This window comes from Paenibacillus sp. Marseille-Q7038 (assembly GCF_965111595.1).
In genome coordinates, this window is record NZ_CBCOOM010000001.1 from 1,976,084 (window position 1) to 2,002,273 (window position 26,190).

Sequence of the window (26,190 nt, forward strand, 5' to 3'; positions counted from 1 at the left end):
GACCGGTGCAGAGCGCCGATCGCTTTTTTTATCTTTAGGTACTAATGCTTCTATCTATGATTAGTCTGTAATTTTACACCGAACACCTATTACGTGTACAACCATACCTTCAGTATCGAGAGCAGCTTTTCTTTATCAATAGGTTTAGTAATATAATCTGATGCTCCTGCATCAATACAGCGCTGGCGATCACCTTTCATTGCCTTAGCCGTAAGCGCAATAATAGGAATAGAATGGAGATCCGGCATAGAACGAATCGCTCTCATCGTCTCGTAACCGTCCATCTCCGGCATCATAATATCCGTTAGAATCAGATCAAAATTCGGATTTTGTTCAAGCAGTTCCAGCGCTTCTCTGCCATTTTCGGCAAATGTAACGTTAAGATGATAGGATTCCAGGATACTGACTAGTGAAAAAACATTACGTATATCATCCTCAATCAGTAGAATATGTTTGCCTTCTAAAGCAACTTCGTCATTGTATAATTTCTTCAGAATTTTCCGGCGATCTTCCGGAAGATTCGATTCAACCCGATGCAAGAACAAAGCCGTCTCATCAAAGAGCCGTTCTTGTGATTTCACATTTTTCACAATAATACTTTCTGCATATTTCTTTAGCTCAATTTCTTCTGTCCTATCTAACTCTTTCCCTGTGTAGATAATGATAGGAAGCTGCTTTAGTTTTGGATTAGTACGAATTTGATCAAGCAGGTCAAAACCGGAAATATCAGATAGTCCTAAATCCATCACCATGCAGTCAAAATGCTCTCGATCAAGTACACGTAATGCCTCAGCACCTGTCGATACGGCCGTGATGGCAACATCGTTATGTTGAATTAGTTCAACCATACTCTCTCTTAACCCATCATCATCTTCAATGATGAGCAATTGCTTTAGATCTCGATTAATAAACGATTCCATCTGACTCAGTGCATCTTCGATCTGGTCTTTGTTCACCGGCTTTTTGAGATACGCCATTGCCCCCATCGTAAACCCTTGCTTCGATTCATCGACAACCGAAATAATATGGACGGGAATATGGCGAAGTTCCGGATGTTGTTTTATTTTTTCTAGAATAGTCCACCCATCAAGCACAGGAAGCTGAATATCTAGCATGATCGCATCCGGTTTGTATGCATGTGCAAGTGCTAAACCCTGATCTCCCTGTAGTGCTACAATCCCTTTAAAATGGCGGCTACGAGCCATATCAAGCATAATTTTAGCAAAATTTTCATCATCTTCAATAATGAGAATGACCCTGTCTCCTGGCTCAATATGATACCGGTCATCTTTCACTGCTCCATCACATAGCAGTTCTGGATCGGTAATCTCAATACTTGGAGCCAGCAAATTTTCTGTTCTGGCATGATCAGATGGTAATGTATCTGAAAATGCAACCTGCTCGGGTAATTCAATGTACATACTCTGCTCTTCGGGCACATATAAAGTGAACGTACTGCCTTCACCTTCTACACTTTCAAATTCAATATATCCGCCGATTAAGGAAGCCAGCTCTTTGCTAATCGCTAGACCTAGACCCGTTCCTCCATATTTACGACTCGTCGATCCATCCGCTTGCTGAAATGCTTCAAATATGGTTTCTTTTTTATCAGGTGGTATTCCTATACCCGTATCTTTAACTGTAAAAGCGATCATTTTATTTTGTTCCGTTTGTCCTAAGAACGGAATTCCGTGGTTTGTACCGCTCACGTGCAAAGAAACCGATCCCTTACTCGTAAATTTAATAGCATTTGATAATAAATTTTTCAATATTTGCTGTAAACGATGTGAGTCCGTAAAAATCGTATCTGGAAGGTTTTCATCCATCGTAACTCGAAACTCGATCTGCTTCTTAAGTGCCATTGGCTCAAAACTACGTCTCATACTTTCTTTTACATCGTCAATAAAAACGGAGTCCATCTCTACTTTCATCTGACCCGCTTCAATTTTAGACAAATCAAGAATATCATCAATTAAATGCAGCAAATCATTACCGGATGAATGAATCGTCCGCAAGAAATCAACCTGTTTTACAGTTAAATTACCTTCCTTGTTACTCATCAAGATATCGGATAAAATAAGCAAACTATTTAAAGGTGTCCGCAGCTCGTGAGACATATTTGCAAGAAATTCAGACTTATATTTAGATGCTGTCATTAAATCTGCTGCCTGTTGTTCTAGTACAATGTTCTGTTTCTCTACTTTTTCCTTGATCTCTTCAATTTTGCGCATCTGCGCCTCTACCTGTTTGGTACGCTTCATTAACTCAAGATTATTATGTTCCAGTTTCTCTGACTGAGTCTTGAGCTCCTCGGTTTGTACTTGAAGTTCCTCTGACATCACTTGTGATTGTTCTAAAAGGCGTTTAACTTCCATTTGAGAAAGCACACTATGAATTGCTACACCAATTATATCTCGGGCTTGATCTACGAGTTGCTGATGAAGTGTCGTAAATGGGTGTAGTGAAGCAAATTCGATAACCCCTTCCACTTCACCCTCATATTCAATCGGAAAAATCATAATATGTCTCGGAGAAGAGTCTCCAAGTCCTGTTGCAATTTTAACGTGATCTTCAGGGACAGAATCAAGTATCATCAATCTGTTCTCTAGAGCTGCTTGCCCTACCAATCCTTCACCGATCCAGAACTGTTCTGTGCCCGCTTCTGGTCCATTAGCAGCGTAGGATGAAGTCTTGACAAGATGATTTCCTGAGCGGTGATAGAAGACGCCATAAGATGCATCCAATAAATGGGCGAGTTTTGTTACTATTGCGTTGGAGAGAGTTGATAATTCGGAGACTCCTTGATAGGATACTACTACTTCTCCAATACTCGTCTGTAACCAATTGTCATTCTCGTGGCGTTCAAGTAATCGATTGGTAGCTTTCGCAAGATCACGAATTTCATCTTTACTTTTCACATGGATTCGTCTTGACTTCTGACTTAATTCCGTGGAAGCAATATCTGATATTGCCGAAACAACTTGTTTTACAGGCTGTACAATAGATTTAGAAACAAAAATAGACAATATAATGGAAAGAAAGATCAAAATAAACCATACGATGTATAGAACCATTTTGAATTCCGTATTTTTTTGATCTAAATCAGCTACACGAACCTTTGTGAGTTGCTTCTCTGTATCCCTAAATTCCTCAAGTTGCAAGCGTAGCTCATCTATAATCTGTTTTCCTGGATCGGCCGCAAAAAAATCAAGTACCTCCTGATTTTGGTCCTGCCTCTTCATAATAATAACGGGCTGTCCAGCCTTCCCAATCCACTCCCTAATATTGTCTCTAATCAGATTTAGTTTATCTTGTTGACTTGGATTGTCTGCGACGAGTTCGTATAATTCATCATAATCTGTTTCCCAATTATACCTAGTCAATTCGTAATGAATTAAATATTTCTCCTCACCTGTTAATGCAAAGCCTCGTTGACCTGTTTCCATATCCAGTACATTTTTCTCGATTTTATTCGTTAATTCATGTACTTCTATATCATGATCAACAATAAAATTGATTTCTTTCTGCATCGACGTAATCCGGCTTTCTAGAAGTAAGATCGAAGCACCTAGACATACAAGTAATATAAAATAGCCAATCATAATTTTAATACCGATCGTAAACCTCGGCTTGTTAAACATCTTTCACTTCTCCTTCGTGTCTATACAGCTTTCTTGCAGAGGCTATACTCATAGTGAAAAGCAGTCCGTATGTAAGGAAAATTCTCAAAAAAAAGAATCCAGTACATTTGTAAGGATTCTTCTTGTTAGAAGATGCGCATCACTATTATCTTTCTAGCCTATTTATTGAAAATACGAATTCAACGCTATCAAAGATTAGCAAGTGATTTCTCATTTTTAGTTTACTTTAAAAAACACGAATATGTCTAGATTCGTGGGCCTGTATCCTTCTGTTTACTGCCCGCTTTTTGTTCTATAAACACGCTTATTACATAAGATACGAGAATCGCAGAGGTGTAAGCGATGAGATCCCAGACACCGAAAACACCTTGTCCCAGAATCAGCTGAATGAACCTGTTTTCACGGAGCATATTTATCCAAGGTGCGTGATATAACTGAGTAAACTCTATGAAATAACAGAACAATAGTGGAATAAAGAATTGATACCGATGGGGAGCATTCAAGAAAACAAAAGAGAATAAACAGAAAATGAGCGCTGCCCATAAAAAATCGCCTATAAAGGGTACTGCCGATCGTAATGTTAAACCTAATAAAATAAGGAATGCGCAAGTGATTCCCAAGATGATTCTCTTCATAGTTGACTCCTTTCTGCAAGAAAAAGAATCCTGTCACCAGGATTCTCACGATCAAGCAATTAGCGATAAAAAACGAACTCTATTCCCAGAAAATCCGATGATTCCCACGCAGTCTAGCAAGACCCTCGACATAAAAATAATCACCGTAAATTAACGGGACATCTACATTTTGCCCTTGAGGATAATGACCTGTTCCGTATGAGATCAGCCCTTCTTCTTCGGAAGATTCCCCTGTTCCATAATTCGTATAAAGCGACTCTAGGATACGTTCACCCGCTTGCCGATATACTGCCCTTTCCGATTCAGAAACAAGTGTTGATAAAAGTAAGAGGCCACTAGCAGCACATGCTCCAGCAGAAGAATCCTTGATGTGTCTAGTATCTTCCGGTGCTCGAAAATCCCAAGCAGGGACAGAGTCTTCCGGCAGTTGTGATAAAAAGAAGTGCGCCGTTTGTTTGGATGCATTCAAATAGGCCTCATTACCGGTATGATGATATGCAAGAGCTAGGCCGTATAAAGCCCAGGCGTTTCCTCTGGACCACACTGAATCGGGTGCATATCCTTGACCCCCGAGATATTCTTCTACTTCTCCTGTATCTGGATCAAACCGAACGATATGACGGACCGATCCATCTAGCCGAACAAAATGCGTTAGCACGGTATTCATATGTGCGTTAGCAATGTGAGCATATCTTGGATCTCCACTCTCCTTAGAGGCCCAGTACAGAAGAGGTACATTCATTGCACAATCGATAATCGCAAGACCCGAATTCAGCTCTCCTGGCGTCCATGGATTCCATGCTCTTATGTAATTCCCTTTAAGATTAAATCTACCCATCAAATAATTAGCTGCTTTAAAAGCCCTACGTCTTGAGGCTTCACCGCCAAGCAGTTTATAGTTAGCCAAACTCGTAAGTGTCCACATAAATCCGATATCATGGTCCAGCCGATCATAACCATCAAGTACCTTATCCAGATGATTCTCACATTGTTCTGCCATGTCGCGAAACTGCTGCTCACCGCTGCCTTCATACAGAACCCATAACATACCAGGCCAAAATCCAGCAGTCCACCATGCAGGTTCTTCTAACACATAAGCCCCTTGATGACTGGCATGTGGGAAATTCGCACCGATTCGCTTCGAGGTAATGAGTACTTTCTTAACCGCTTGTTGAAAAGCCTTATCAACCCAACTTTTTGTATGTTCAGAAATAAGCTGTTCTATTGGCGCATTGTTCAAGTAAATCCCACCCCTTTTGCTATAAATTATAGACTTTAAGTAAAATATTGTATCCCTTTAAATTCTACCATGGTTCATAAAAAAATACCGACACTATTTGTCGGCATACCAATCTTTTTATTCAATTTTCATAATATGACAAACGTGCAATCGCATTCTTTGTGTCTCGCATAAGATAGATTAGGAACAAAAGAGGGGGTGAACTGCATGAGTGAAGTATATGGAAACTACGAAGGTGGTCATGGTAACAATAAATCTAGTGTTGCAGCGATTCTTGTCTTGTTCATTTTGCTTGTTATCATCTCTAAAGCCTTTAAAGGTTATTAATTGATGCTTGCAAAGGCTTAATTAATGATGTAAAACAAGACTCCAAGGAGCTTACGATCAAAGATGCATGCCATCTTTATCATAAGCTCCTATTGATCATGTGCTACAACTCAATTTCGTGTTTATTCTTAGCAACACCGTGATGACGATGAATGATACGAACTTCTCCATCTTCTGTCCACTCTGCATAAAAAACGGAATCGATAGTTTGATAACCCTGCTTGGTCAATTCTTCAAGCAGCCAGTTTTCATCCCTGTGAATTGCAGCTAGAGCTTCTTTATTCAGCTTACTATTTTCGATTAAAGTTCGGGGAAGTTCAACCGATTTGGTCTCCAGTTCAAGATCATTTCGACTCGGTTGATCGGAATCTGATTTTTTCAAAATACTAAGCGAACCGTTTGTTTCATATACTGCAAAAGCCACCTCGCTTAATGAAAAAACATTTTGTTGTCGCATCATCATTTTCAATTCTTCAAATTCCACTTTGTTTCGCTTCATGGCTTTCATATCGATTTCACCATTCATGATTAACAAGTCCGGATTTCCTTCTAGTTTTTTACGTATAGATTTACGGTATTCCATGATTTTATCAAATACATAGGATAGTAACGCCCATACTATTAATGAAAAAACAAGCTTCCACACGGACACTTCTTCATCGTAAATGGTATCTCCTACTAGGTCCCCGAATACGAGGGCTGATATAAAATCAAAAGGGGACAACTGGTTTATTTCTCTTTTTCCTATTAATCTTGTTGCCGCCCATAATCCTGCAAAGGCAGTAGTGAGTTTAATTAGGAGAAGCATGTATTCATCCACGTTTTACACCTCTTTATACTGATACTATTCCATTTCTATTACCCATTAAAGAGTCCGTGATATCATACATCTACTTCCCAATTTCCCCCACATAAAAAAGCCGTCTCCTATATTTCATAGAAGACGGCTCTCTACAAACGTATTTATTTTTTCGGCATTTGTGTAAACAGCAAGTTAACAGGAAGGTTACTACCTGGTGCTGCCGTCAGTAGAATTTCTACTTTTTGCTCATAGTCACCTGTGCGGTAGAGTACCGCTTGCTCATTTGGAGCACTAACTTGACCTTTAGAATAGATCGCAACTATATCTCCGTTAACCATTGCATAACCAGAGTACTTTCCTCCACGCGGATTAAAAGAGATCAATGTATTTGGCGCTACGCGGTCAAGTGTGATTTTGTATAATACACCAAAATTCCCTGAGTTAGAAGCTTCTACACCGAGCATTGGGTCCATACCTGCTAGGTTTGGATCATCTTGATTATCTCCCAGTGCTAGACGCATAGAAGTCGCTCCTACCGGTTCCGAATAACGAATAACGCGGGTCGAATTAGGGTACGTACCTCGGTTATGAACGCCATCCCGATCCAGAATAGGAAGTTTCTCAAGCACAGTTAACGGTTCCAGTTTCTCATCAATCATGATGACATCGTATTGGATGGGTAAGTCACTGTTCATGTCAGAGAATAACGAGATCACGCCGCCCTGTTTCATAACAGATTTATTTAGTTCCGTCATCACAAGTTTGCTTTCGCCTGGAGCAAGGGTCATGGATGAACGCTTGCTTCCATCTTGCATCGACTGAAAATATCGTTCAACTGATGATTTACCAGCAGCCGTTGCAATCGGGCTTGGCCCTGCAAAGCCAAGGTTTTCTGTTTTAATCGTTGCTTCTGTGAAGTTCGTATTGGTTGCAACTACGTACATCTTCACATTCTTGCCTGTATTATTCACATGGTGAATCATGAAGCGCGTGTTACCCACTGCCGTTTCTTGGTATACAACCCCTTCCGAATTCACGGTTTCCGGGCTATTACTACGGATCAGAGTACTTGGTTCATCGCTAAATGTATAAGGCACTTTAGTCCAAGTTGGAACTGCTGAACCATCAAATACGAATTTTTCGCCGGCTGGCAAGAACATACGATAAAATTCATCTTGTGAATAGAGCGTCTCACTTGATACAACAATCGTTTTTTCAAAAGTAGCGGTTTGTCCACTATCATCAGTCACCGTCAGGCTGATATTTTTAGGACCTGGTGTGAAGAACGCATAAGCGCTGTTATTCCAGTCATGTTTTACAATGGTACCGTCATCCGTACTTTGATCCGTGATCGTAATGAGTTCACCCATTTTGTACTCTTCTTTATCCGTCATGAATAAGGCTACTGGGGGAAGATTAGGCTGTTTCACTTCAATTGTCACTGTATATGGATCGCTCCAAGTGCCATTTGAATCCTGAACAGAATAGGAAACATCATACTTTCCAGCAGATGCAAACACTTCCTGTTTTCCTTCCCAACGTTCGTCAACAATAGATAGCCCTTGCGGTGAAGAAGAATCTGTACTGTATGTAACTACCGTTTGCCCCGCCATAATCTCACCCGGCTGAATCGTGAACTTAGCAACAGGTTTGGTGGCCAGATTCATGATGACTTTCTTACCTACATTATCGACTTTATATTTAATGTCGAGGGCTGCTGTGATCGCAGTCAGAGGAACCATAAACGTATTTTTCGTCTGATAGGAAGTGCCCTTCATCGTTTTGGTCACGCCGTTTACCGTGTATTTACTGCTGTTTGTCTTGAACCGGAGTTCATTCGCACCACTGACAATGACCGTTTCTTTCGTCTTTTTATCATAACTTACTTTATACCCTACACGATCCACGAGAGCGCGAATCGGAACATAAGATATTCCCTTTTTCACTTGCATAGGCTGAGGAGCATTGTATGTTACTCCTCCTTGTTCCATTTTTGTACTGTTAAAATAAAGAACCAAATCCGTTGGTAATGTAGTTGGAGCCGTCTTAGTCGCTGATTTTGATTCCGCAGACGCTTCATTCGGTGCTGGCTTTACATTAGGTGTTGTCGTCACTTCATTTGTAATTCCATCCTTTTTTTCATTCGGTACGGTTGTCTCCTCTGTTGATTTAGAGCTCTCTGTTGCTGGTCCTGATGATACTGCAGGTTCTGTATCTTCAGAGATCCCAGCGGCTTTCGATGTTTTTGAATCCGTAGCTGTTGCTGGTTCTGTTTGCGCTGCTTTTTCCGTTTCTTGTTTTGTTACACGTGTTTGTGGTGCGTTTTGTACTTCTTCTGCCGTTTTTTTCTCTCCGTATACTTCCTGAGCAACGACCTGATTTGCAGTAGAAGTAGCTACTTCCTGTGCGCTTACCGGGACTGCTGTTGCCACTTGGGACAAAGCTAGAACGGCCAGCATAGATAATTTCTTCAGTTTCATGCTTAGACTCCTTTTGATTCTATTTTCTATTCTCTTCGAATTCGTCTACTATTAGACGCTAATTTCTTGAAAAAGTTTCTAATTAAATGGGTTGAAACTATAATAAGTGATAAAATGTTCCAAATAGTGAGATAATTTCTCTTTTTTTCGCCAGGATTACACTAAAAACCCCTTAATGAGATTGGCTCATCAAGGGGTTGGTTTCTATTACAATCCTAAACGTATTCTTTTTTCTTGATCCGGATCTCGAATCACTTCAATATCTGAATTAAAGATCATGGTTTCTCTATGTTCTGTTGTGTAAGGTGGCCAATGGTAATCACCTGGATTTGGAACTTCGCTTTTAGCAAAGGTAATCCATGCGTCTTGCATCCTAGAAGCAAGCTGCTGCATCGAATCACTTAGCGTAATTCCCATCGAGGTAAAAAACTGCAAATTATGAAATACAAAAGCAATTTCACCTGCATGAATTGCTTTATTTAACAACGGATGACCTGCAAGCGTCCAATCGAAGCGGTACATAAACACCGGTGCATACTTAGCCTGAGCAGCTGCGAACTCAACGGAGGAACGCCAAAAGAATAGATCTGTCATTAGCTGTGCCTGTCCATCTGTTGTTTTTGGATACTGGGAAACGATTTCATGCCCGTCAGGTACACCTGTCATCATTTCCATCGCTCGCACCATATCACCATCATTCATAATTTCTGTATCTGGACGAATAAATAGTGCTCCTTCGTCAAGGTTCGTTCCAATAAGAAGCCGTACGTCATGGGCATCTCCATCTTTTATTGCTTGAATAGGTGATTTTGGAAGGGTTGATTGGTCCATCACGGGCTGAAATAACAAGGCCAGACCTGCACCTGTTTGCTCTTTGAAACGTTCTCCTGCAGCAAGGATTTGTTCCGCAGGCAGGGTTTTCAGTTTGTGAACCTCGTCAGAACGAATTCCGAGCATCTGAAGCATTCCAGCTGTAACCTGAGCAGCTTGTTCTGCTGGTATATGCTGAGAAGCACCGCTTTGCATAATGACCTGTTGAAAGAGTCCTTTTGCTTTTGGCATTGCCATAAGAGCAGCAATACTCATACTTCCTGCCGATTCACCAAACACAGTCACTGCGCCAGGGTCTCCTCCAAAACCGTCTATATTTTCTTTTACCCATTCCAAGGCGGCAATCTGATCAAGCAGTCCCGCGTTTGAAATAAATGATTCACCAAGCGGCGATAAGTGCATAAATCCAAAAGGACCAAGTCGATAGTTCAAAGTAACAACAATAACTTCACCCCGTTTTACGAACTGTGTTGCATCGTAGAACGAAGAACTCCCTGATCCTGTAACGAAAGCACCTCCGTGAATCCATACCATGACCGGAAGCTTACGTTTGGTTGTATGCTCAGGAGCCCATACATTCAGATAAAGACAATCTTCAGATTCTTTCGGCTTATATCCTGGCGTCTGAAATAATCCTCCTTCTGTTCTTGGTTGAATACATTCAGGTCCAAACTCATCAGCTTCCTTGACGCCTTCCCAGGAATCAGGCGGCTCGGGAGCTACAAAACGCAGTTTATTCACGGGCGGTTTCGCATAAGGGATTCCCTTCCATACGGCGACTCCATTTATGTTCTGTCCCTTTAACACACCATATCTTGTATCTACTTGCAGCTCTCTCATCTCATATCCTTCCTTCCTGATGTCCACTTCTTCGAACGTTTGTTATAACTAATAAACCATTTTTATTGATGTGCTTTACGAATTCTTTGCAATTGACCAATATGTCTTATTTCATGGATGGCGATAAAATGAGCCCACTGATTCGCATTTAATTCAAAACCAACCGGATGAGGAAACTTCAGATCATTCGTATTCCTTTCGGCCAGCTGATGAATTATCATTTTCGATTCCGCTCGAATCTCATTCAGCTGATCCATTGCTTGTTCATAGCTTAGTTGACCGCTTGGTTTTGCTAATGCAGGTGCGTCCACTTTTTTTTCGATCAATCCGCTCTCTTTAACAATATCCATAACATCCGTTTTCTTTTCATGTAGTGGTTCTGAAGGTAGAATCGGTTCAGCAGCAAGTGCCAATTTCAGCTGATGCTGGATCATGCCTTCTAATTTGCCTAAATGCTCTACGATTTCTGTGACATTCCAGCCGTTCTCTACTTCTTTTAACCCTTTCTCGTCGGGACCAAAAGAACCTAGAACTTCAAGCAATTGATTTCTTACTCCGTCCATGTAAGGGATAATTTCATTAAATTGTACCATCTTGTATTCCTCCCAGTATGCGTGCATTCTCCAGTATTACATGCTTCTATATTCCGGTGTTTTCTTTAACTGATCAAAAAAATGATGCTGGGCTTCTCGGTAACTCGCCATATCCCTTCCCTCATAGGAAGCTTTCAGTTCATCGTATTGATCTCGGTATCCTTCATTAATCAACAATACATCACGAAATTTATGAAATACATCATGTTTGGTATGACATACCGTTAGCTGAACACCGAGTGGCAGGATTGTCTCCTCTGTATAAAAGGAACGAAAAGAAGTCGTTTGTTCTCCTTTTTCATCAACTGGGTATAAAGATTCTAGCACCCGAGTTGCTTCATCAAAGTCTTCTTGCTTTACTCGAACCTGAATATCGACATCTCCTTTCGTCAGGGTGCCGGGAATTGCTGAGCTTCCTACATGATGAATATCTGCATGTTGAAGAAGTTCCTTCAACTTCTTATTTTCCTGCCAAAATAGTTCTGTCGCCTGTTCATTATATTTATTTCTTGCGAAAGATACGATTTCCATACTTGCTTCCTCTCCTTATGTATAGAGTAGGGATGAATGACCATCCATTTAAACCAAAGTACTATCTTTCAAACATTCGAAATCCGGATGAAAACTCCTTCTGGATTGGTAAATAAATCTATATTCATCTATAATTTAGTGAGATTTAGCACTAGCTTAGCAAAGGAGTGATTGATTTACATGTTGCAAAAACTAAAAAAGATAGATTCCACAATCATCTGGATCCTTTGTTTTTTCATGCTAGCCAGCATCCTTTTGATTCATAGCGGAATTCAATATAGTCCCGAAAAATTTGCCGGTTCCGAAACAAAAATGGCAATCTATTACCTGCTTAGTTTTGCCGCTTTATTCGTGACTGCATTTTTTCACTACAAACTCATATTGAAATATTATTGGTATATCTACGGAGCAGGAATTTTACTGCTTGTATACGTCTCGTTTTTCGGAAAGGTCATCAACGGCTCCAGGGGATGGATCTCTATCCCTTATTTATTTAATGTACAACCTGCGGAAGTTTTTAAAATCATACTCATCATAACGCTTGGTGGTATCTTAATAAAACAGAACAAGAAACTTACCTTTTGGAGAAATATCATCCCCCTTTCCCTGGTCACACTCCTGCCATTTGCCTTAGTTATGAAAACAAATGATATGGGAAATGCACTTAGCTACCTGATCATCTTAATCGGTATGTTGTGGATCGGGGACATCAAGAACAGACATGCACTTATCATACTACTACTCATCGCCGTTCTTTCGGTTGGTGGCATTAAGTCATATATTACATTTCATGATCAAATCACTACTTACCTTTCTAATACGGAAAAAGGGCACTGGCTCGATCGTATCGATCCGTGGCTTATGCCTGAAGAAGCAAGCAAAGATGCTTCTTACCATACAAGAAATGCGAAAATCGCGATTGCCTCGGGCGGATTACTTGGAAAGGGATATAAGCAAGGGACGATGGTCCAGACTGGTTATGTTCCGTATACCTATTCAGATTCCATTATCGTCGTCGCTGCGGAAGAGTTTGGATTTCTAGGTGTATCTCTATTATTATTCCTCTATTTCATCCTTATTTACCGGCTGATCTATATCGCGCTGGAATGTAAAAATAAAGCGGGTCCTATCCTGATTGTTGGTATTGTTGCTATGTTTATCTATCAAATTTTCGAGAACGTTGGCATGTTTATCGGACTTATGCCTTTGACGGGGATTACTTTACCTTTTCTTAGCTTTGGAGGTTCTTCTCTACTCATTAATATGCTCTGCATTGGTGTAGTTCTGAGTATTAAAGTGAATGATGATGAAATCGATGATATGTTATCAAGCACAGAGAGCTTACAGCTAAATAAAAGAACTGCCTTATGAGGCGGTTCTTTTTTCTTACCATTTTTCGTTAAGTTCATGAAAGTGATATTGATTCGCCAACTGATTCAAGAAAATAGATACTTGCTTTGGGATGTTTCTCCTGTTCGGTTGTACCCATCCTACATAAGAGGAGACCGAGGTTGGAATCGTGAGTGGCAAGACTACAATATCACTGCTGGACATATGCGCATGTTTACCAAACGACAAATCAAATCCAATCGTAATCGCCACATTTTCTCGAACCAATTTGGAAATGACAGAAGTCTGATTCGTGGAAAATAACAGTTGACCTTTTCCGTAATCCCGCTGGAGATCTTCGTAAAATTTCAGCAGCAGGTCGTCTTTATATAAAACAATCTGATGTTTCAGAATCTCCTCCGGTGTAATCGAATCCTGTAAGGCAAGGGGAGAGCCCTTGCTAACCCCAACGACCATTTCTTGCTGGATCAGCTTACCGAATAATAACGATTTATGCTGATTTCTCAGTTCTTCTTCAAATATAATCAGTCCCACATCAAAACGTCTTTCATTCATTTCATGAATGATATCATTCGTACTCATCTCACATAATTCAAGCGTAACTCCGGGAAACTGCTTCTTAAAATCAATAATCGCATCGGTGTAGATCAGTGTTGGAAGCGGAATGGTCGCAATTCTGATGATACCTGTAAGCTGTTCAGGTTGAACTTGAGCCTCTTTTTTCAGTTCATCAAATGCTTCTAGCACTTTATATGCTTTGGATAAAATACGTTTTCCTTCTTCTGTAGGAATAGCTCCTGCTCGTGATCTTTTAAATAAAGGGAATCCTAATTCATTCTCCAGACTCGTAATCGCCTGACTAACCGCAGATAGCGTAACATTACACGATTCTGATGCCTTTGTGAGAGATCCAGTTCTAGCCGTTTCCGTTATATACAAGAGTTGATCTATGTTCATAGATCTCCCCTCCTTTAGTTAAATTATTCTTAACTTTACTTAAAATACTTTAAATATATTTAAGATCTAAACGAGTATATACTAATTCCAAGTCAAAAAAAGCAATGATTCATATCACAAATAAGTAGTTTACATCGGAGGATTTTATCATGAGTAATGAAAAAAGAGTTGCTGTTATTACAGGCGGAGCAAGTGGAATTGGTCGCGAAACAAGCCTCATTTTCGCAAGAAAAGGCGACCGCGTTATTGTTGCAGATTATAATGAAGCAGGCGGTAAAGAAACGGTTGCTTTGATTGAGAAAAATGGCGGCGAAGCTGCATTTATTCAAGTCGATGTGTCTAATTATGAAAGTGTAGAAGCGCTTGTAGAGCAAACCGTACAACAATACGGCCGTATTGATGTCATGTTCAATAATGCGGGAATTGGTCTGCCTACCCCTGTTGCTGCTCTTGACTGGGATACCTACCACCAGGTTATTAATGTGAACCAACACGGAGTAGCCCACGGAATCATAGCAGCAAGCAAAAAAATGAGAGAACTTGGTACCAAAGGGGTTATTATTAATACAACTTCGGTATTTGGATTCCTTGCATCTCCAGGTTCTTTCGCTTACCACGCTACCAAAGGTGCTGTCATTATGATGAGTAAATCAGCTGCGTTAGAACTTGCACAATACGATATTCGTGTCGTTGCTGTTGCTCCGGGTGTAGTAGACACTCCTATAATTCAAGGATATAAAGATTTAGGTATGGCGAATGAGATGGCTCATAAAGTCATGGGCGGCAAGCTGACTCAACCGGAAGCCGTAGCTAAAACCGTATATCTTGTATCTCTAGAAGAAGCGGAAGCGATTAACGGCAGTGTGGTTATGGCTGACCAAGGTTATGCGTCCTTCAAATAGTGTGTAGCTCATTGATTTAATCAAAAAAAAGATGACCTCAGTTTATTGAGAGTCATCTTTTTAATCGTTATTTTGTCATAATGTGATGAAGTATATTACTTGTTACTGTTCCACCAGGTCTTCCGCAAGCTCCATCTGATCCAAGATCACTGCGTTAATCCCATTAAGATAAGCGATCGCACTCGCCTTAATGATATCCGTATCCATCGCACGCCCTGTGTACGTCTTTCCATCACAGGAGATTTGCAAATGCACTCGTCCAACCGCCTCTTTTCCTCGGGATATACTATTTATTTTGTAGTGGATCAACTGAACATCAAGATCCGCTAACGTTTTAATGACACTATAGAGCGCATCAATAGGCCCGTCACCGATGGAGCTTCCTCTAAGGACTTCATTTCCCTTTTTCAGTTCCACACTAGCCGTTGGATACTGATCATTCGTGACCACTTGAAAGGATGCCAGTTCATATAAATGTCCCCTTGTCTGAGGCTGGTTAAGATGTTCGGTCACCAGATAAAATACATCATGGTCGTATACCTCTTTTTTGGCATCGGCCAGGGTAATGAACTTCTCGAACAAAAATTCAAATTCTTCTGTACTCGAAACGCTGAAGCCCATACGTTCCACTGCATTTTTAAATGCATGTCGTCCGGATCTCGCCGTAAGGATAAGCTCCATTTTTTCTCCGCCGACTTCTTCTGGTGACATAATCTCATATACATTCTTATCTTTGAGCAAACCGTCCTGATGAATTCCAGAGGAGTGAGCAAAAGCATTATCACCCGTAATTGCCTTATTCACTTGGACATCCAGCCCTGTTAAATGCGTCAGCAACCGGGATGTCTTCAAAATTTCTTTGGTTTTAATTTGGGTCGTACAGCCGTAAAAGTTCTCACGTACCTTCAGTCCCATGACGACTTCTTCAAGAGAGGTATTCCCTGCACGCTCACCGAGTCCATTCATGGTACACTCTACTTTTTCTGCCCCATTCTTAATTGCACTCAGCGTATTTGCCGTTGCCATCCCCAAATCATTATGACAATGAACACTCAGGATCACTTTATCGTTTAGATTCTTAAGACGCTCATTAATTCTTCTTACTAAATTACCAAACTCTTCAGGAACGGCGTATCCAACCGTATCGGGAACGTTAATAATCGTTGCCCCTGCTTTCACTACTGCCTCAATCGTTCTCCACAAGTATTCAAAATCAGACCGCGAAGCATCCTCCGTCGAATACTGTACTTCGGGAAGCAGCGTCTTTGCATATTTCACCGCATCTACTCCCATCTGCATGACGGCATCCTCCGAGCGGGCGAATTTCTTCTCGAGATGTATAGTTGAAGTTCCCAGCACAATATGAATGAATGGATTTTGTGCGAGCTTAATACTTTCATAGACGGCATCAATATCACTTTTCACCGCTCTTGCGAGAGCCGTTATCGAGATTTGATCTCCTACTTTCTTCGCGATTTGTTGAACCGCATGAAAATCTCCTTGTGAAGAAGCGGGAAAACCTGCTTCAATCATGTCTACATTTAACCGTTTCAGCTGTTGTGCAAATTCAATTTTCTGCAAGGTGTTTAGTTTCGCTCCAGGAACTTGTTCTCCATCTCTCAGGGTCGTATCTAGTACCAATACATTGCGATTTGCCATTTTAAACTTCCTCCTCACGGAAAATATGAATGTAATCCATTTTATGTAAACACGAGGCTTGCTAAACCCGGAATTTAGCAAACAAAAAACCCCGTCTCTGCTATAGAGACGGGGTTAACCCGCGGTACCACTCTAATTCGTTTCTTATCTATACAAAGGTACAGATAGGAAACAATCTTTGTTCGATGGCTAAGACCATCTATCCTTGTAACGGCGGAACCCCGGCGAACCCTACTCTATTCAGGCAGCTGTTCATAGACGAGTTCAAAGTGGTCCCTGCTGCCGTATTCACACCTACCAACGGCTCTCTGAAAGAGTTCCTCACTTCTACTATTTCTAATCAGCACATTTGAATTTTCAATTGGTTAAATGGAAGTATATTGGTATTTATTTCCTTTGTCAACCTTGAATTACTACAGCAGGTTCTACCGTCATCCCATCCGCCTTTTGCTGCTCTGCCGCTTCTGCTTTTCGCAAATACTTCTGACCCCGCCACCTCACATAAGACAAAATCCCTCTTAAGTACTCATCCACAATCATGCACGAATAGATACCAATGAGACCATAACCAAGATGAATCCCAAGTACATATGACATTCCTGTGGCAATGATCCACATGGACCCGAGCGAGATATACATGGTAAATCTCGTATCACCGATCGCATTAAGTGAATTACCTAGCGCCATATTCAGCATTTTACCCGGCTGAAGAATGAGGTTCATCCCGAGCAAGGAAGCGCCAATCGCGATAATGGTCTGATCATCCGTAAAGAGTCCGAGAAGCTGTCTCCCCAATAGAAAAAGAATTAACGCATTTACAATCACATAGATCGCCCCGACACCCAGTGCACGGTAGGCACTCCGGTAAGCTTCGCGGACTCGACCAGCTCCAAAGAGGTGGGCAATTTGGATCTGAGCTGCCATTGCGATCGATGACCCAAGCAGGAAACAGAATGATTCAAGCGTATTCATATAGGTTCGTGCCGTTAGTTCTGCCGCACCAAGTGTAGCGATATAGGAGTAAATAATGAGCTGAGAAAATACCCAGCACGACATATTGACGCCAAGCGGCCATCCAATCTTTAGTATTTCACCGAATAAGGGCCGATTAAATACAGTGAGTTCCCTCCACTTGATCCGGTATTCAAAGGACCGTAAGAACATCAGGAGAAGCAGAATGACAGCAAGTAAACGACTCGCTACCGTAGAGATCGCTACGCCGGTCAAGCCCCACTGCGGAAATCCAAAGGCTCCAAAGATGAAGGCATAATTCAAAAACACATGAATGACATTCATCCCAAGTGCGACATACATAGGACCTTTCGTATTTCCTGTATTCCGTATGACCGTGCTCATTGTGGCCATCATAGCAATCAAGACCATGCCTCCGCCAACAATCGAGATATAGATACCTGCAAGCGGCAACAGATGCTCCGGTAATTGTAACGCTGTTGCAATTTTTTCCGGAGATATAACAAGAATGATACTGCATACCATTCCTAGGATGGTTGTTACCGTAAAAGCCATGATTCCAATGACACGGGCATCCATCTTTTTATGCGATCCCAGCTTCTGAGCGATCAGAATTCCTGCTCCGCTGGCCACCGTTGTGAACAGAACCGTCATCGCTTGAAACAGTTGATTTGAAAATCCAACGACGGCTACTGCGTCATCCGAAATACGACTGACCATTAGTGTATCTACCGCTCCAAGCAAAAATTGCAGAAACAGCTCGATAAAAATAGGCCAAGCCAGCACCCACAGGGTGAATTTTTTGGTATCCATATCTAGTATTCCAACCTCCGATGAGAAAATGGCGCTATAAGAGAAATTACAAATACAGCGCTTTAACTTTTCAAATTATAGTTGGTATAATGGATTTATAATATCATTTTATGAACTCATACTTATAAATTTAAAACCTCAATTTGATTTGAAAGGTTATCCATATGACATCACTACATTTTACGGTCCCGCCTCTTCCGGAGTACATCATAAGCGGACTGTGTGAGGCACCTTATGCAGGTAAACAGCCTAATCGAAAAAATTTCGGTATTTTCGATTTGCTCGTCGTCGTTAGCGGTCAACTTGATGTTATGGAGAACGGCGAACCCTACCAAGTTGAGTCCGGGATGTATCTTATTCTAAGACCGGATGCTCATCATTATGGGACGAAGGATTGTTCTGCAGATACAACCTACTACTGGCTGCATTTTAAGACGAGCGGAGAATGGGGCATCGACAAGTCACAGATGTATCAAAGAGAGGATGCCATTGAGCTGCAGTTTATGATTCCCAATTATTTTACGATTGAAATCCCTCAGTTCGGTCGTTTGACGCAAATGCAGCGTACGGTAGAATTATTAGATACGCTCACAGGACTTGTGCAAAACGGACATCAGACAAGGGCACTCTGGAATCAGCAAGTTCTTTTTCAAGAACTGATTCAGCTGCTTGCCGCAACAGGAGTGCATCCTTCCGCGTCTCCTTCTTTAGCCTGTGCTGAGAAAGCAGCCAGTTATTTGCGGTCACACTACCGAGATGAATTCAAAGCTCATACGATGGGTCTGAACATTAATTTCCATCCGGTATATATTGCTCGCTGTATGCAAAAAGAGTATGGCTGTTCTCCAGTAGAGTACCTGCAGCGATATCGAATTGAACAGGCCAAGCTTTTACTGGTACAAACCGATTACAGTATCAGCCGTGTTGCAGAAGAAGTCGGATTTAATCAAGCTGCTTATTTTACTTCTTGCTTTACCAAGCAGGAAAAAGTCTCTCCGCGGAGATACCGCCAGCAATTTTTTATGGATTAAAAAACGCAAGCCTCCTTGTTTATAAGGGGTTGCGTTTTTTTCTACAATTTGTTATTCCAGTTCAATCGTATTTAGACTTGCATATACATGCGGCTCAAAACCTTCCGATGGTTCACCTACTGGAATCGTGAGGTTAAAAACGAAATCATTTCCGTCTAGTTCCTTCACAATATATTGATGTGATGTTCCGCTCTTTTCTTCCTTTGCAGTTAGAAAGAGGCTGGCATCTTTCATTGCTTCAGGTCTCTTCTCTTCAGATACGACCTCTACCTCTCCATACTCCGCAAGGGCCGATGTTCCTTTCTCCTTTTGTTCCCGGAGCTGAATATCAGAAGGCAGTTTCTCGATCTGTGTCGCATAATTCGGATCAACATCCATCGTTAGTAGCCCTGTTTCCGGATTGAATGTGAAAATATCAAAAACATAAAGGGAATAACCATCTGCAGCAGAGATGATACTCGCTTCTTTTTGTTCGGTCATCCCCTCTAGCGTAAGTGTCAGCTCTTGTGTAGCGGGACGACTTTTGGAATTGTCGTCATCTTCGTTAGGTATCTTTCCAACGCTTGTCCCTGTTTTCAAGATCTCGACAAGTACCCGCTGCTTTAAGGTATCTTCTCCTTCGATCGCTTTCTCTTCATATTTCAAAGAAACGGTATCATTCTCCTGAAGCTTTGATATTTCTTCCATCAACGATTCGTCGAATTGAAAAGCCTGCGGTTCCCCATTGTCAAGAATCACTTCAATGGTATGCGAATCCGCGAGTCCTGTAAATGTTCCGCTAGCTTCCTTCACGATTACTTCTGATTCGGTTGGTTGATTGTTTTCCTGATCCGTTCCCGGTTCTTCTGATGGTCCGTTTGCTCCATTCTGCCCGCAAGCTGCGAGTGTAAGTACCAAGATGGTCATGATCACAACGGTCCGCTTTTTCATCTTTTTTCTCATCAGAACACCTCCTTATCTTATGTAAACGCATTGAACCCTCCATGAGTTACGTAAGATTCACCTTATTTTCAGGAAGCGAACCATTTCCGTTTTTATCCTTTTCCTTTTACTCTCCAAACAGCTATAATATCAAAAGGCCCAAACATCCTACGTTTGGAGGTACAGAAATGAATTTGCGTAAAACAACGAAGCGTTCGCTGACCGAACAGATTGTTGACCAAATGGAACAGTTAATTGAAACGGGAGAATGGCCTCTCGGATCAAAGATTCCCCCTGAACCCGAACTGATGGGTCAATTAGAGGTTAGCCGAAATACGCTGAGAGAAGCGATAAAGGCCTTAACCCATGCGGGACTGTTAAAAACAAGGCAAGGCGACGGAACCTATGTTTCTGCATCTAGTTCGCTTGGTCCCGTATTACAGAAAAGAGTGCACAGAACGGATTATATCCAATCACTCGAAGTACGCCACGCGTTGGAGCGAGAAGCGGCCTATCTCGCAGCGAATAACCGAACTGAGTCCGACATAGAACAAATCAGGCTATGTTTTCAGTATCAGAATGAAGCCATACAGAATGGACAGTATGAAGAGTTTGCGGATTGGGATGTAGCATTTCATAAGGCTATTGTTGCAGCAAGCAAGAATGATCTTCTAATGGATCTCTATGAACATATTACGGATGCCCTCAAAGAAATGGTTACCAAGATAACCGCAAAGACTGGCGACACCTACTACTGTAAAGACACGCATGAACAACTGTTAAACGCAATTGTAGTACAAGATCAGGTACAAGCAGTAGATGCTGTCCATCATTACATCGAAGAATCTAAACAACATTTTATACAACTTGGAGGCAGCATGAATGAAATCAACTGAAAAATCCGCTGTAACACAGCGGCAATGGAGAATAAGCGAAAGCTTTATTCTTGTCGTAGCCCTTCTTTTAGTAGGAGCAAATTTACGTGCTCCCATTACTTCCATCGGTCCCTTGCTTGGTTCTATCAAAGAGAGTACAGGGATCTCTAACACATTAGCAGGTATGATTACAACTGTACCTTTACTTGCTTTTGCTATCCTTTCCCCATTCGCTTCGAAACTTTCACGCCGATTCGGTATGGAACGGGTTATTTTTTGTGCTTTGTTATTCATTGCGCTTGGGGCTATAGGACGAACCTTATTTGGTGCAGGATCACTCTTTGCAGGTACAGTACTCGTTGGACTTGGTATCGCCGTATGTAATGTTCTCTTACCGAGTCTTGTGAAGCAGGAATTCCCGGATAAAGTAGGAGTTATGACCGGTGCCTATACACTATCTATGAATATATGCGGTGCTCTCGCTTCGGGAATCAGCATCCCGCTTGCTGTACAGCTTGGAATCGGATGGAAAGGTGCGCTTGCTTGCTGGGTCATCCTTACCGTTCTTGCCTTGGCGACCTGGCTGCCTCGGATGAGATCAGCCCGGCTAAGTGCAGCCACTTCAGCTTCTTACCAATCTCATGTGAACATGTGGAAGTCACCGCTTGCTTGGCAAATCACCTTCTTTATGGGACTGCAATCTTTTATTTTTTATAATATTGTGTCTTGGCTGCCAGAGATCCTTATGGACCGCGGCATGGTAGCAGACACGGCCGGGTGGATGTTATCCCTCACCCAGTTTTCGATGATGCCATTTACTTTTCTCGTTCCGATCTTGGCTAGCCGAATGAAAAGCCAAACTCCACTGGTGTACGTAACTTTCTCACTGTATACGGTAGGAATTTTAGGTCTGATTTTCGGAAGTACCGCCCTCGTTCCTCTCTGGGTTTCCCTGATTGGAATTGCTGGTTCCTTCTCTTTTGGTCTAGTGATGATGTTTTTCAACCTTCGCACCAAAACAGCAGGAGAAGCAGCCGAATTATCAGGTATGGCGCAGTCCGTTGGTTATCTTATGGCAGCTGTCGGTCCTATGATGTTTGGTTACCTGCATGATCTGACTGCAAGCTGGACGATTCCGCTGTTCTTATTATTTGGAGCAAGTATCTTGATATTTATTTGCGGACTTGGAGCAGCAAAAAACAGATTTATAAGTGAAACAAATTCATAAATTAATTCAAGTGAAAATAAACCATAATCTCGTCTATAGAAAGAGGGTCTTCCTGTATTCAGGAAAGACCCTCTTTTTTCACTATCTATTTCTAAAAATAAGCTTAGTAACGATCCCAAAAACGCTGTTTTGCCATTGCTTCCGTAAATGCTTTTTCAAAAACTATTGCTGAATGGTCAGTAACTACACCTGGTTTACCAACGATACCGAGTTCCTTGAGCAACTTCTCGCCTAATGGTGAACTTCCAATCGGTTTAAAATGATTATAAGATTCCACAATGAATGCTCTCGCCCGGTTATTATAATACGGATCCGCATTCTCACTTCCTACAAGATAAAGGCCATCATAAAGAACAGGAGAGGTGGTTAGAAAACTTGCATTCACGATCCACTGGTCTCCCTTATCATCACGAATCATACCATTTCTGACACTGATGATCACTGGTTTCAAACCATTTTTAATTAGTATTTCTAATACTTCTCTGGTTTCTTCGCCTGCAAATCCTTCATCAACGATCACACCTACTTTTAACGTATCTGGTAGATACCTTGTGCTTGTCATACTCAAGGCGGAGCTTGATTCTGTCACAGGAGATTCGGGAACTTCTGCCGGTTGTAAAGTCAAACTCTCCCCCACACGCACAGCCAGTACCCGATCAATATGCGCAAGCATGTTCACCAGTTTTTGCCGAATTTCAATCGACTTCACTTTTCCAAGTTCAAAGGAGTACGCGTCGATAATATGGTGTTTTTCTACGGGACTCATGCTGTTCCAAAACAGTTTTGCCTGTGAGAAATGATCCTCAAAACTTGAGGACGTAGCTCTATCTTTATGTCCGTTAACGAAAGATGGATAAGTTACATAACCGCCTTTCGTTCCCGGAACGGTATATGGCGTATTGTTAGCAAGCGAGTTGTTATGATAAGCCACTTTACCTTGATCGATGATATACCTGGCATTGCCGTCTCTTTGGTTATTATGAAAAGGACAAACCGGTCTATTAATCGGTAGCTGCTGATAATTCGTGCCGAGGCGATATATTTGTGTATCTGTATACGAGAACAATCTACCTTGCAATAAGGGATCATTCGTAAAATCGATTCCCCTGACAATGTTTCCTGGATGTAAGGCAACTTGCTCTGTTTCTGCGAAAACATTATCTACATTTCGATTAAGAGTCATCTTCCCGATTTTCCGAACCGGAATCAGTTCTTCCGGCCACAATTTTGTAGCGTCGAGGATATCAAATGTAAATCCACACTCATCTTCTTCTTCAATGACCTGAATACCTAGTTCCCATTCTGGATAGTTGCCTGCTTCAATATTCTCCCATAAGTCTCTACGGTGAAAGTCAGGATCAGCACCACCAATCTTCTGAGCCTCATCCCATACTAAAGAGTGAATACCGAGCATCGGCTTCCAGTGAAATTTCACAAATCGTGATTTTGCATGTTTGTTAACGAGCCGAAATGTATGTACTCCAAACCCTTCCATCATGCGAAAGCTGCGAGGAATTGTTCGATCCGACATAATCCAGAGTGTCATCGCTGCCGACTCTTGATTGGAAGTAACAAAGTCCCAAAAAATGTCATGCGCTGTCTGCCCTTGCGGTATCTCATTATCGGGTTCTGGTTTCACTGCATGAATCAGGTCAGGAAATTTGATACTGTCCTGAATAAAAAAGATCGGAATATTATTGCCTACCAGATCAAAGTTTCCTTCTTCGGTGTAAAATTTAGTTGCAAAGCCACGTACATCGCGGTCGGTTTCATTCGCACCTTTTGATCCGGCCACTTGTGAGAACCTTAGAAATACAGGCGTTTTCAAGCTCGGATCTTGCAGGAAATGAGCCATTGTTAATTCTTCTTGAGATTCATATACCTGAAAGATGCCATGGGCTCCGAATCCCCGGGCATGCACAACACGTTCAGGAATACGTTCACGGTCAAAATGAGCCAGCTTCTCCCGAAATAGAAAATCTTCAAGCAGTGTGGGTCCGCGGTCTCCCGCTTTTAGCGAATTTTCATCATCTGTTATCTTAACGCCTTCATTTGAAGTGAGCGGTTTATCCTTATTATCTCGTATAAAAGATTTCAACTGTTCTGTTTTTTTATTTTCATTGTCGTTCTGTTCGTTCATCTAATCACCCCATCATTATTCTTACGATGACGGTAACAGGTTCATTACTAAAGCTTTGATTTCTATCCTCTTCCTTTATAGCTTAACCAAAATAAAAAGACGAAGACTGCCGTCTCCGTCATGAATATATCCATAGACTGCCCTGATTCATTTAAACGAACAATCCAACCACTGTAGCCGTCAGGATCGAAACAAAGGTAGCTGCGAGCAGCATTTTAAGTCCAAAAGTAGCGACTATCTTTGCTTTTTCACCATTTAACGCTTGGATGGAACCCGAGATGATCCCAATTGAACTAAAGTTAGCAAAAGAAACGAGGAACGAAGACACGATCGCTACCGTTTTTGCAGAAAGTCCGGGAATCAAAGGTTGAAACTCCAACATGGCTACAAATTCGTTTGTTGCGAGCTTTGTCCCCATGATCGCACCTGCGGTTGTTATTTCATTCGATGGAACCCCCATAATAAAAGCGATCGGGCTAAATATATAGCCTAACAGTTGGGTGAATGAAAGTCCGATAACTGCTACTAATAAGCCGTCAACGAGTGCGATAAGCCCTACATACGCAACCAACATAGCTGCTACGATCAGTGCTATCCTTCCTCCATCAAGCGCTCCGGCTGATATTGCTTCAAATAAAGATTTGGAATTTGTGGTGTCTTTAATATTAATTACTTCTTCTTCTGCTTCCTTCGTCGGTGCTATGAAGGTCGTAATAATGAGTCCCGATAGTGCATTAAGCAGCATCGCGACCAGCACGTACTGTGGAGGAATCATCGTCATATAAGATCCCATGATCGAGGCAGAGACACTCGCCATCGCAACCGTCGATACAACAAACAACTTATTCCGATTCATCTTATCGAGATGGGATTTAATCGCAAGAAATGCCTCAGACTGACCAAAGAAAATACTATTCACACTGTTAAAAGTGAGTACTTTCGATAATCCAGTGATTTTGGCCAAAGCACCACCTATGTACTTGATTGCCAATGGCAATATTCGAATATAGGTAAGAATAGAAAGTAGCGTGGACGTGAAGATAATCAGCAAAAGAACATTAAAGAAAAAGATGCTGCCATCTGCCGGAACCAGATCACCCAGAATAAAACTAATTCCTTCATGTCCATAGGTAAGTACGTGGGAAACTCCATTAGAAATTGCTTCTACAATTACATTACCAAATGTCGTTTTAAACATGACTATGGTTACTGCTAATTGAACTAAAATCAGGACAATAATAGCCCTGAAATTGATATTCTTTTTATCGTTGCTCAGTAAATAACATACACCAAGCAGCAAGAGTATTCCTACAATACCAATGAAAACTGACATGAATATCAAGCCCCTTTTGATCAAAGTATGATCACCATTTGGTAATGGCGCCTAAGTACAACCATCTCACGATTACATAGTGTATGGTG

General features: G+C 41.5%; 20 protein-coding genes and 1 other annotated feature. Of the genes, 6 read left to right on the forward strand and 14 right to left on the reverse strand.

Annotated features, from left to right (window positions below; translation table 11 throughout):
- Nucleotides 1-89 precede the first annotated feature (89 nt).
- The 3 genes from ACWPWY_RS09345 to ACWPWY_RS09355 form a co-directional block, all read right to left on the reverse strand.
- Nucleotides 90-3,641 carry a response regulator gene (locus tag ACWPWY_RS09345; RefSeq protein ID WP_454191440.1) on the reverse strand — a complete coding sequence of 1,184 codons (3,552 nt, stop codon included), beginning with the start codon at nt 3,639-3,641 and terminating at the stop codon, nt 90-92.
- A 245-nt stretch (nt 3,642-3,886) separates the two neighbouring features.
- Nucleotides 3,887-4,276 (reverse strand): ribosomal maturation YjgA family protein, encoded by a 390-nt coding sequence (locus tag ACWPWY_RS09350; protein WP_454191441.1) that lies wholly within the window; start codon nt 4,274-4,276, stop codon nt 3,887-3,889.
- 79 nt (nt 4,277-4,355) lie between these two features.
- The gene (locus ACWPWY_RS09355) at nt 4,356-5,516 is read right to left on the reverse strand and encodes a glycoside hydrolase family 88 protein (RefSeq protein ID WP_454191442.1); all 1,161 of its coding nucleotides are present in this window, start codon (nt 5,514-5,516) and stop codon (nt 4,356-4,358) included.
- Between the two features lie 207 nt (nt 5,517-5,723).
- Here ACWPWY_RS09355 and ACWPWY_RS09360 point away from each other — a divergent pair, with 207 nt between their 5' ends.
- Nucleotides 5,724-5,843: a YjcZ family sporulation protein gene (locus tag ACWPWY_RS09360; protein WP_454191443.1), complete on the forward strand. Its 120-nt coding sequence runs from the start codon at nt 5,724-5,726 to the stop codon at nt 5,841-5,843.
- A 103-nt stretch (nt 5,844-5,946) separates the two neighbouring features.
- Here the strand turns inward: ACWPWY_RS09360 and ACWPWY_RS09365 are convergent, their stop codons facing one another.
- From ACWPWY_RS09365 to ACWPWY_RS09385, 5 genes are all read right to left on the reverse strand, one after another.
- Nucleotides 5,947-6,663, reverse strand: a complete 717-nt coding sequence (locus tag ACWPWY_RS09365) for a DUF421 domain-containing protein (RefSeq protein ID WP_454191444.1) — start codon at nt 6,661-6,663, stop codon at nt 5,947-5,949.
- A 143-nt stretch (nt 6,664-6,806) separates the two neighbouring features.
- Complete coding sequence (locus ACWPWY_RS09370) at nt 6,807-9,125, reverse strand: stalk domain-containing protein (protein WP_454191445.1); 2,319 nt, start codon at nt 9,123-9,125, stop codon at nt 6,807-6,809.
- Nucleotides 9,126-9,332: 207 nt separating this feature from the next.
- Nucleotides 9,333-10,796, reverse strand: a complete 1,464-nt coding sequence (locus ACWPWY_RS09375; RefSeq protein WP_454191446.1) for a carboxylesterase/lipase family protein — start codon at nt 10,794-10,796, stop codon at nt 9,333-9,335.
- Between the two features lie 62 nt (nt 10,797-10,858).
- Complete coding sequence (locus tag ACWPWY_RS09380) at nt 10,859-11,389, reverse strand: DinB family protein (protein WP_454191447.1); 531 nt, start codon at nt 11,387-11,389, stop codon at nt 10,859-10,861.
- A gap of 36 nt (nt 11,390-11,425) precedes the next feature.
- Entirely contained in the window at nt 11,426-11,920 is a 495-nt protein-coding gene (locus ACWPWY_RS09385) for a GrpB family protein (protein WP_454191448.1), read from the reverse strand.
- A 180-nt stretch (nt 11,921-12,100) separates the two neighbouring features.
- Here ACWPWY_RS09385 and ACWPWY_RS09390 point away from each other — a divergent pair, with 180 nt between their 5' ends.
- On the forward strand, nt 12,101-13,291 hold the full coding sequence (locus ACWPWY_RS09390) for an FtsW/RodA/SpoVE family cell cycle protein (protein ID WP_454191449.1): 1,191 nt from the start codon (nt 12,101-12,103) through the stop codon (nt 13,289-13,291).
- A gap of 15 nt (nt 13,292-13,306) precedes the next feature.
- Here the strand turns inward: ACWPWY_RS09390 and ACWPWY_RS09395 are convergent, their stop codons facing one another.
- A complete protein-coding gene (locus tag ACWPWY_RS09395; protein ID WP_454191450.1) occupies nt 13,307-14,227 on the reverse strand; it encodes a LysR family transcriptional regulator in 921 nt (306 codons plus the stop codon).
- A gap of 149 nt (nt 14,228-14,376) precedes the next feature.
- On the opposite strand from ACWPWY_RS09395, the gene ACWPWY_RS09400 reads away from it, so the two are divergent.
- A complete protein-coding gene (locus ACWPWY_RS09400; protein WP_454191451.1) occupies nt 14,377-15,129 on the forward strand; it encodes an SDR family NAD(P)-dependent oxidoreductase in 753 nt (250 codons plus the stop codon).
- A 102-nt stretch (nt 15,130-15,231) separates the two neighbouring features.
- Here the strand turns inward: ACWPWY_RS09400 and ACWPWY_RS09405 are convergent, their stop codons facing one another.
- On the reverse strand, nt 15,232-16,788 hold the full coding sequence (locus ACWPWY_RS09405) for a 2-isopropylmalate synthase (protein ID WP_454191452.1): 1,557 nt from the start codon (nt 16,786-16,788) through the stop codon (nt 15,232-15,234).
- Between the two features lie 101 nt (nt 16,789-16,889).
- Nucleotides 16,890-17,141: a binding site (T-box leader), on the reverse strand.
- A gap of 46 nt (nt 17,142-17,187) precedes the next feature.
- Nucleotides 17,188-18,582 (reverse strand): MATE family efflux transporter, encoded by a 1,395-nt coding sequence (locus tag ACWPWY_RS09410; RefSeq protein WP_454192841.1) that lies wholly within the window; start codon nt 18,580-18,582, stop codon nt 17,188-17,190.
- A 155-nt stretch (nt 18,583-18,737) separates the two neighbouring features.
- Here ACWPWY_RS09410 and ACWPWY_RS09415 point away from each other — a divergent pair, with 155 nt between their 5' ends.
- Entirely contained in the window at nt 18,738-19,604 is an 867-nt protein-coding gene (locus ACWPWY_RS09415) for an AraC family transcriptional regulator (RefSeq protein ID WP_454191453.1), read from the forward strand.
- Between the two features lie 51 nt (nt 19,605-19,655).
- Here the strand turns inward: ACWPWY_RS09415 and ACWPWY_RS09420 are convergent, their stop codons facing one another.
- Nucleotides 19,656-20,546 carry an LptM family lipoprotein gene (locus ACWPWY_RS09420; RefSeq protein ID WP_454191454.1) on the reverse strand — a complete coding sequence of 297 codons (891 nt, stop codon included), beginning with the start codon at nt 20,544-20,546 and terminating at the stop codon, nt 19,656-19,658.
- A 167-nt stretch (nt 20,547-20,713) separates the two neighbouring features.
- On the opposite strand from ACWPWY_RS09420, the gene ACWPWY_RS09425 reads away from it, so the two are divergent.
- Entirely contained in the window at nt 20,714-21,421 is a 708-nt protein-coding gene (locus ACWPWY_RS09425; protein WP_454191455.1) for a FadR/GntR family transcriptional regulator, read from the forward strand.
- Nucleotides 21,408-22,628 (forward strand): CynX/NimT family MFS transporter, encoded by a 1,221-nt coding sequence (locus tag ACWPWY_RS09430; protein WP_454191456.1) that lies wholly within the window; start codon nt 21,408-21,410, stop codon nt 22,626-22,628. Before ACWPWY_RS09425 ends, ACWPWY_RS09430 begins: the two co-directional genes overlap by 14 nt.
- Before the next feature lie 103 nt (nt 22,629-22,731).
- Here ACWPWY_RS09430 and ACWPWY_RS09435 read toward each other — a convergent pair whose 3' ends face one another.
- Complete coding sequence (locus tag ACWPWY_RS09435; RefSeq protein ID WP_454191457.1) at nt 22,732-24,768, reverse strand: catalase; 2,037 nt, start codon at nt 24,766-24,768, stop codon at nt 22,732-22,734.
- 151 nt (nt 24,769-24,919) lie between these two features.
- On the reverse strand, nt 24,920-26,101 hold the full coding sequence (locus ACWPWY_RS09440) for a NupC/NupG family nucleoside CNT transporter (protein WP_454191458.1): 1,182 nt from the start codon (nt 26,099-26,101) through the stop codon (nt 24,920-24,922).
- Nucleotides 26,102-26,190 lie beyond the last annotated feature (89 nt).

Bases quoted from the DNA above. Each gene is read 5' to 3' on its own strand.
- ACWPWY_RS09345 (WP_454191440.1), bottom strand. From the start codon at position 3,641: ATGTTTAACAAGCCGAGGTTTACGATCGGTATTAAAATTATGATTGGC.
- ACWPWY_RS09350 (WP_454191441.1), bottom strand. From the start codon at position 4,276: ATGAAGAGAATCATCTTGGGAATCACTTGCGCATTCCTTATTTTATTA.
- ACWPWY_RS09360 (WP_454191443.1), top strand. From the start codon at position 5,724: ATGAGTGAAGTATATGGAAACTACGAAGGTGGTCATGGTAACAATAAA.
- ACWPWY_RS09370 (WP_454191445.1), bottom strand. From the start codon at position 9,125: ATGAAACTGAAGAAATTATCTATGCTGGCCGTTCTAGCTTTGTCCCAA.
- ACWPWY_RS09375 (WP_454191446.1), bottom strand. From the start codon at position 10,796: ATGAGAGAGCTGCAAGTAGATACAAGATATGGTGTGTTAAAGGGACAG.
- ACWPWY_RS09380 (WP_454191447.1), bottom strand. From the start codon at position 11,389: ATGGTACAATTTAATGAAATTATCCCTTACATGGACGGAGTAAGAAAT.
- ACWPWY_RS09385 (WP_454191448.1), bottom strand. From the start codon at position 11,920: ATGGAAATCGTATCTTTCGCAAGAAATAAATATAATGAACAGGCGACA.
- ACWPWY_RS09390 (WP_454191449.1), top strand. From the start codon at position 12,101: ATGTTGCAAAAACTAAAAAAGATAGATTCCACAATCATCTGGATCCTT.
- ACWPWY_RS09395 (WP_454191450.1), bottom strand. From the start codon at position 14,227: ATGAACATAGATCAACTCTTGTATATAACGGAAACGGCTAGAACTGGA.
- ACWPWY_RS09400 (WP_454191451.1), top strand. From the start codon at position 14,377: ATGAGTAATGAAAAAAGAGTTGCTGTTATTACAGGCGGAGCAAGTGGA.
- ACWPWY_RS09405 (WP_454191452.1), bottom strand. From the start codon at position 16,788: ATGGCAAATCGCAATGTATTGGTACTAGATACGACCCTGAGAGATGGA.
- ACWPWY_RS09415 (WP_454191453.1), top strand. From the start codon at position 18,738: ATGACATCACTACATTTTACGGTCCCGCCTCTTCCGGAGTACATCATA.
- ACWPWY_RS09420 (WP_454191454.1), bottom strand. From the start codon at position 20,546: ATGAGAAAAAAGATGAAAAAGCGGACCGTTGTGATCATGACCATCTTG.
- ACWPWY_RS09425 (WP_454191455.1), top strand. From the start codon at position 20,714: ATGAATTTGCGTAAAACAACGAAGCGTTCGCTGACCGAACAGATTGTT.
- ACWPWY_RS09430 (WP_454191456.1), top strand. From the start codon at position 21,408: ATGAAATCAACTGAAAAATCCGCTGTAACACAGCGGCAATGGAGAATA.
- ACWPWY_RS09435 (WP_454191457.1), bottom strand. From the start codon at position 24,768: ATGAACGAACAGAACGACAATGAAAATAAAAAAACAGAACAGTTGAAA.
- ACWPWY_RS09440 (WP_454191458.1), bottom strand. From the start codon at position 26,101: ATGTCAGTTTTCATTGGTATTGTAGGAATACTCTTGCTGCTTGGTGTA.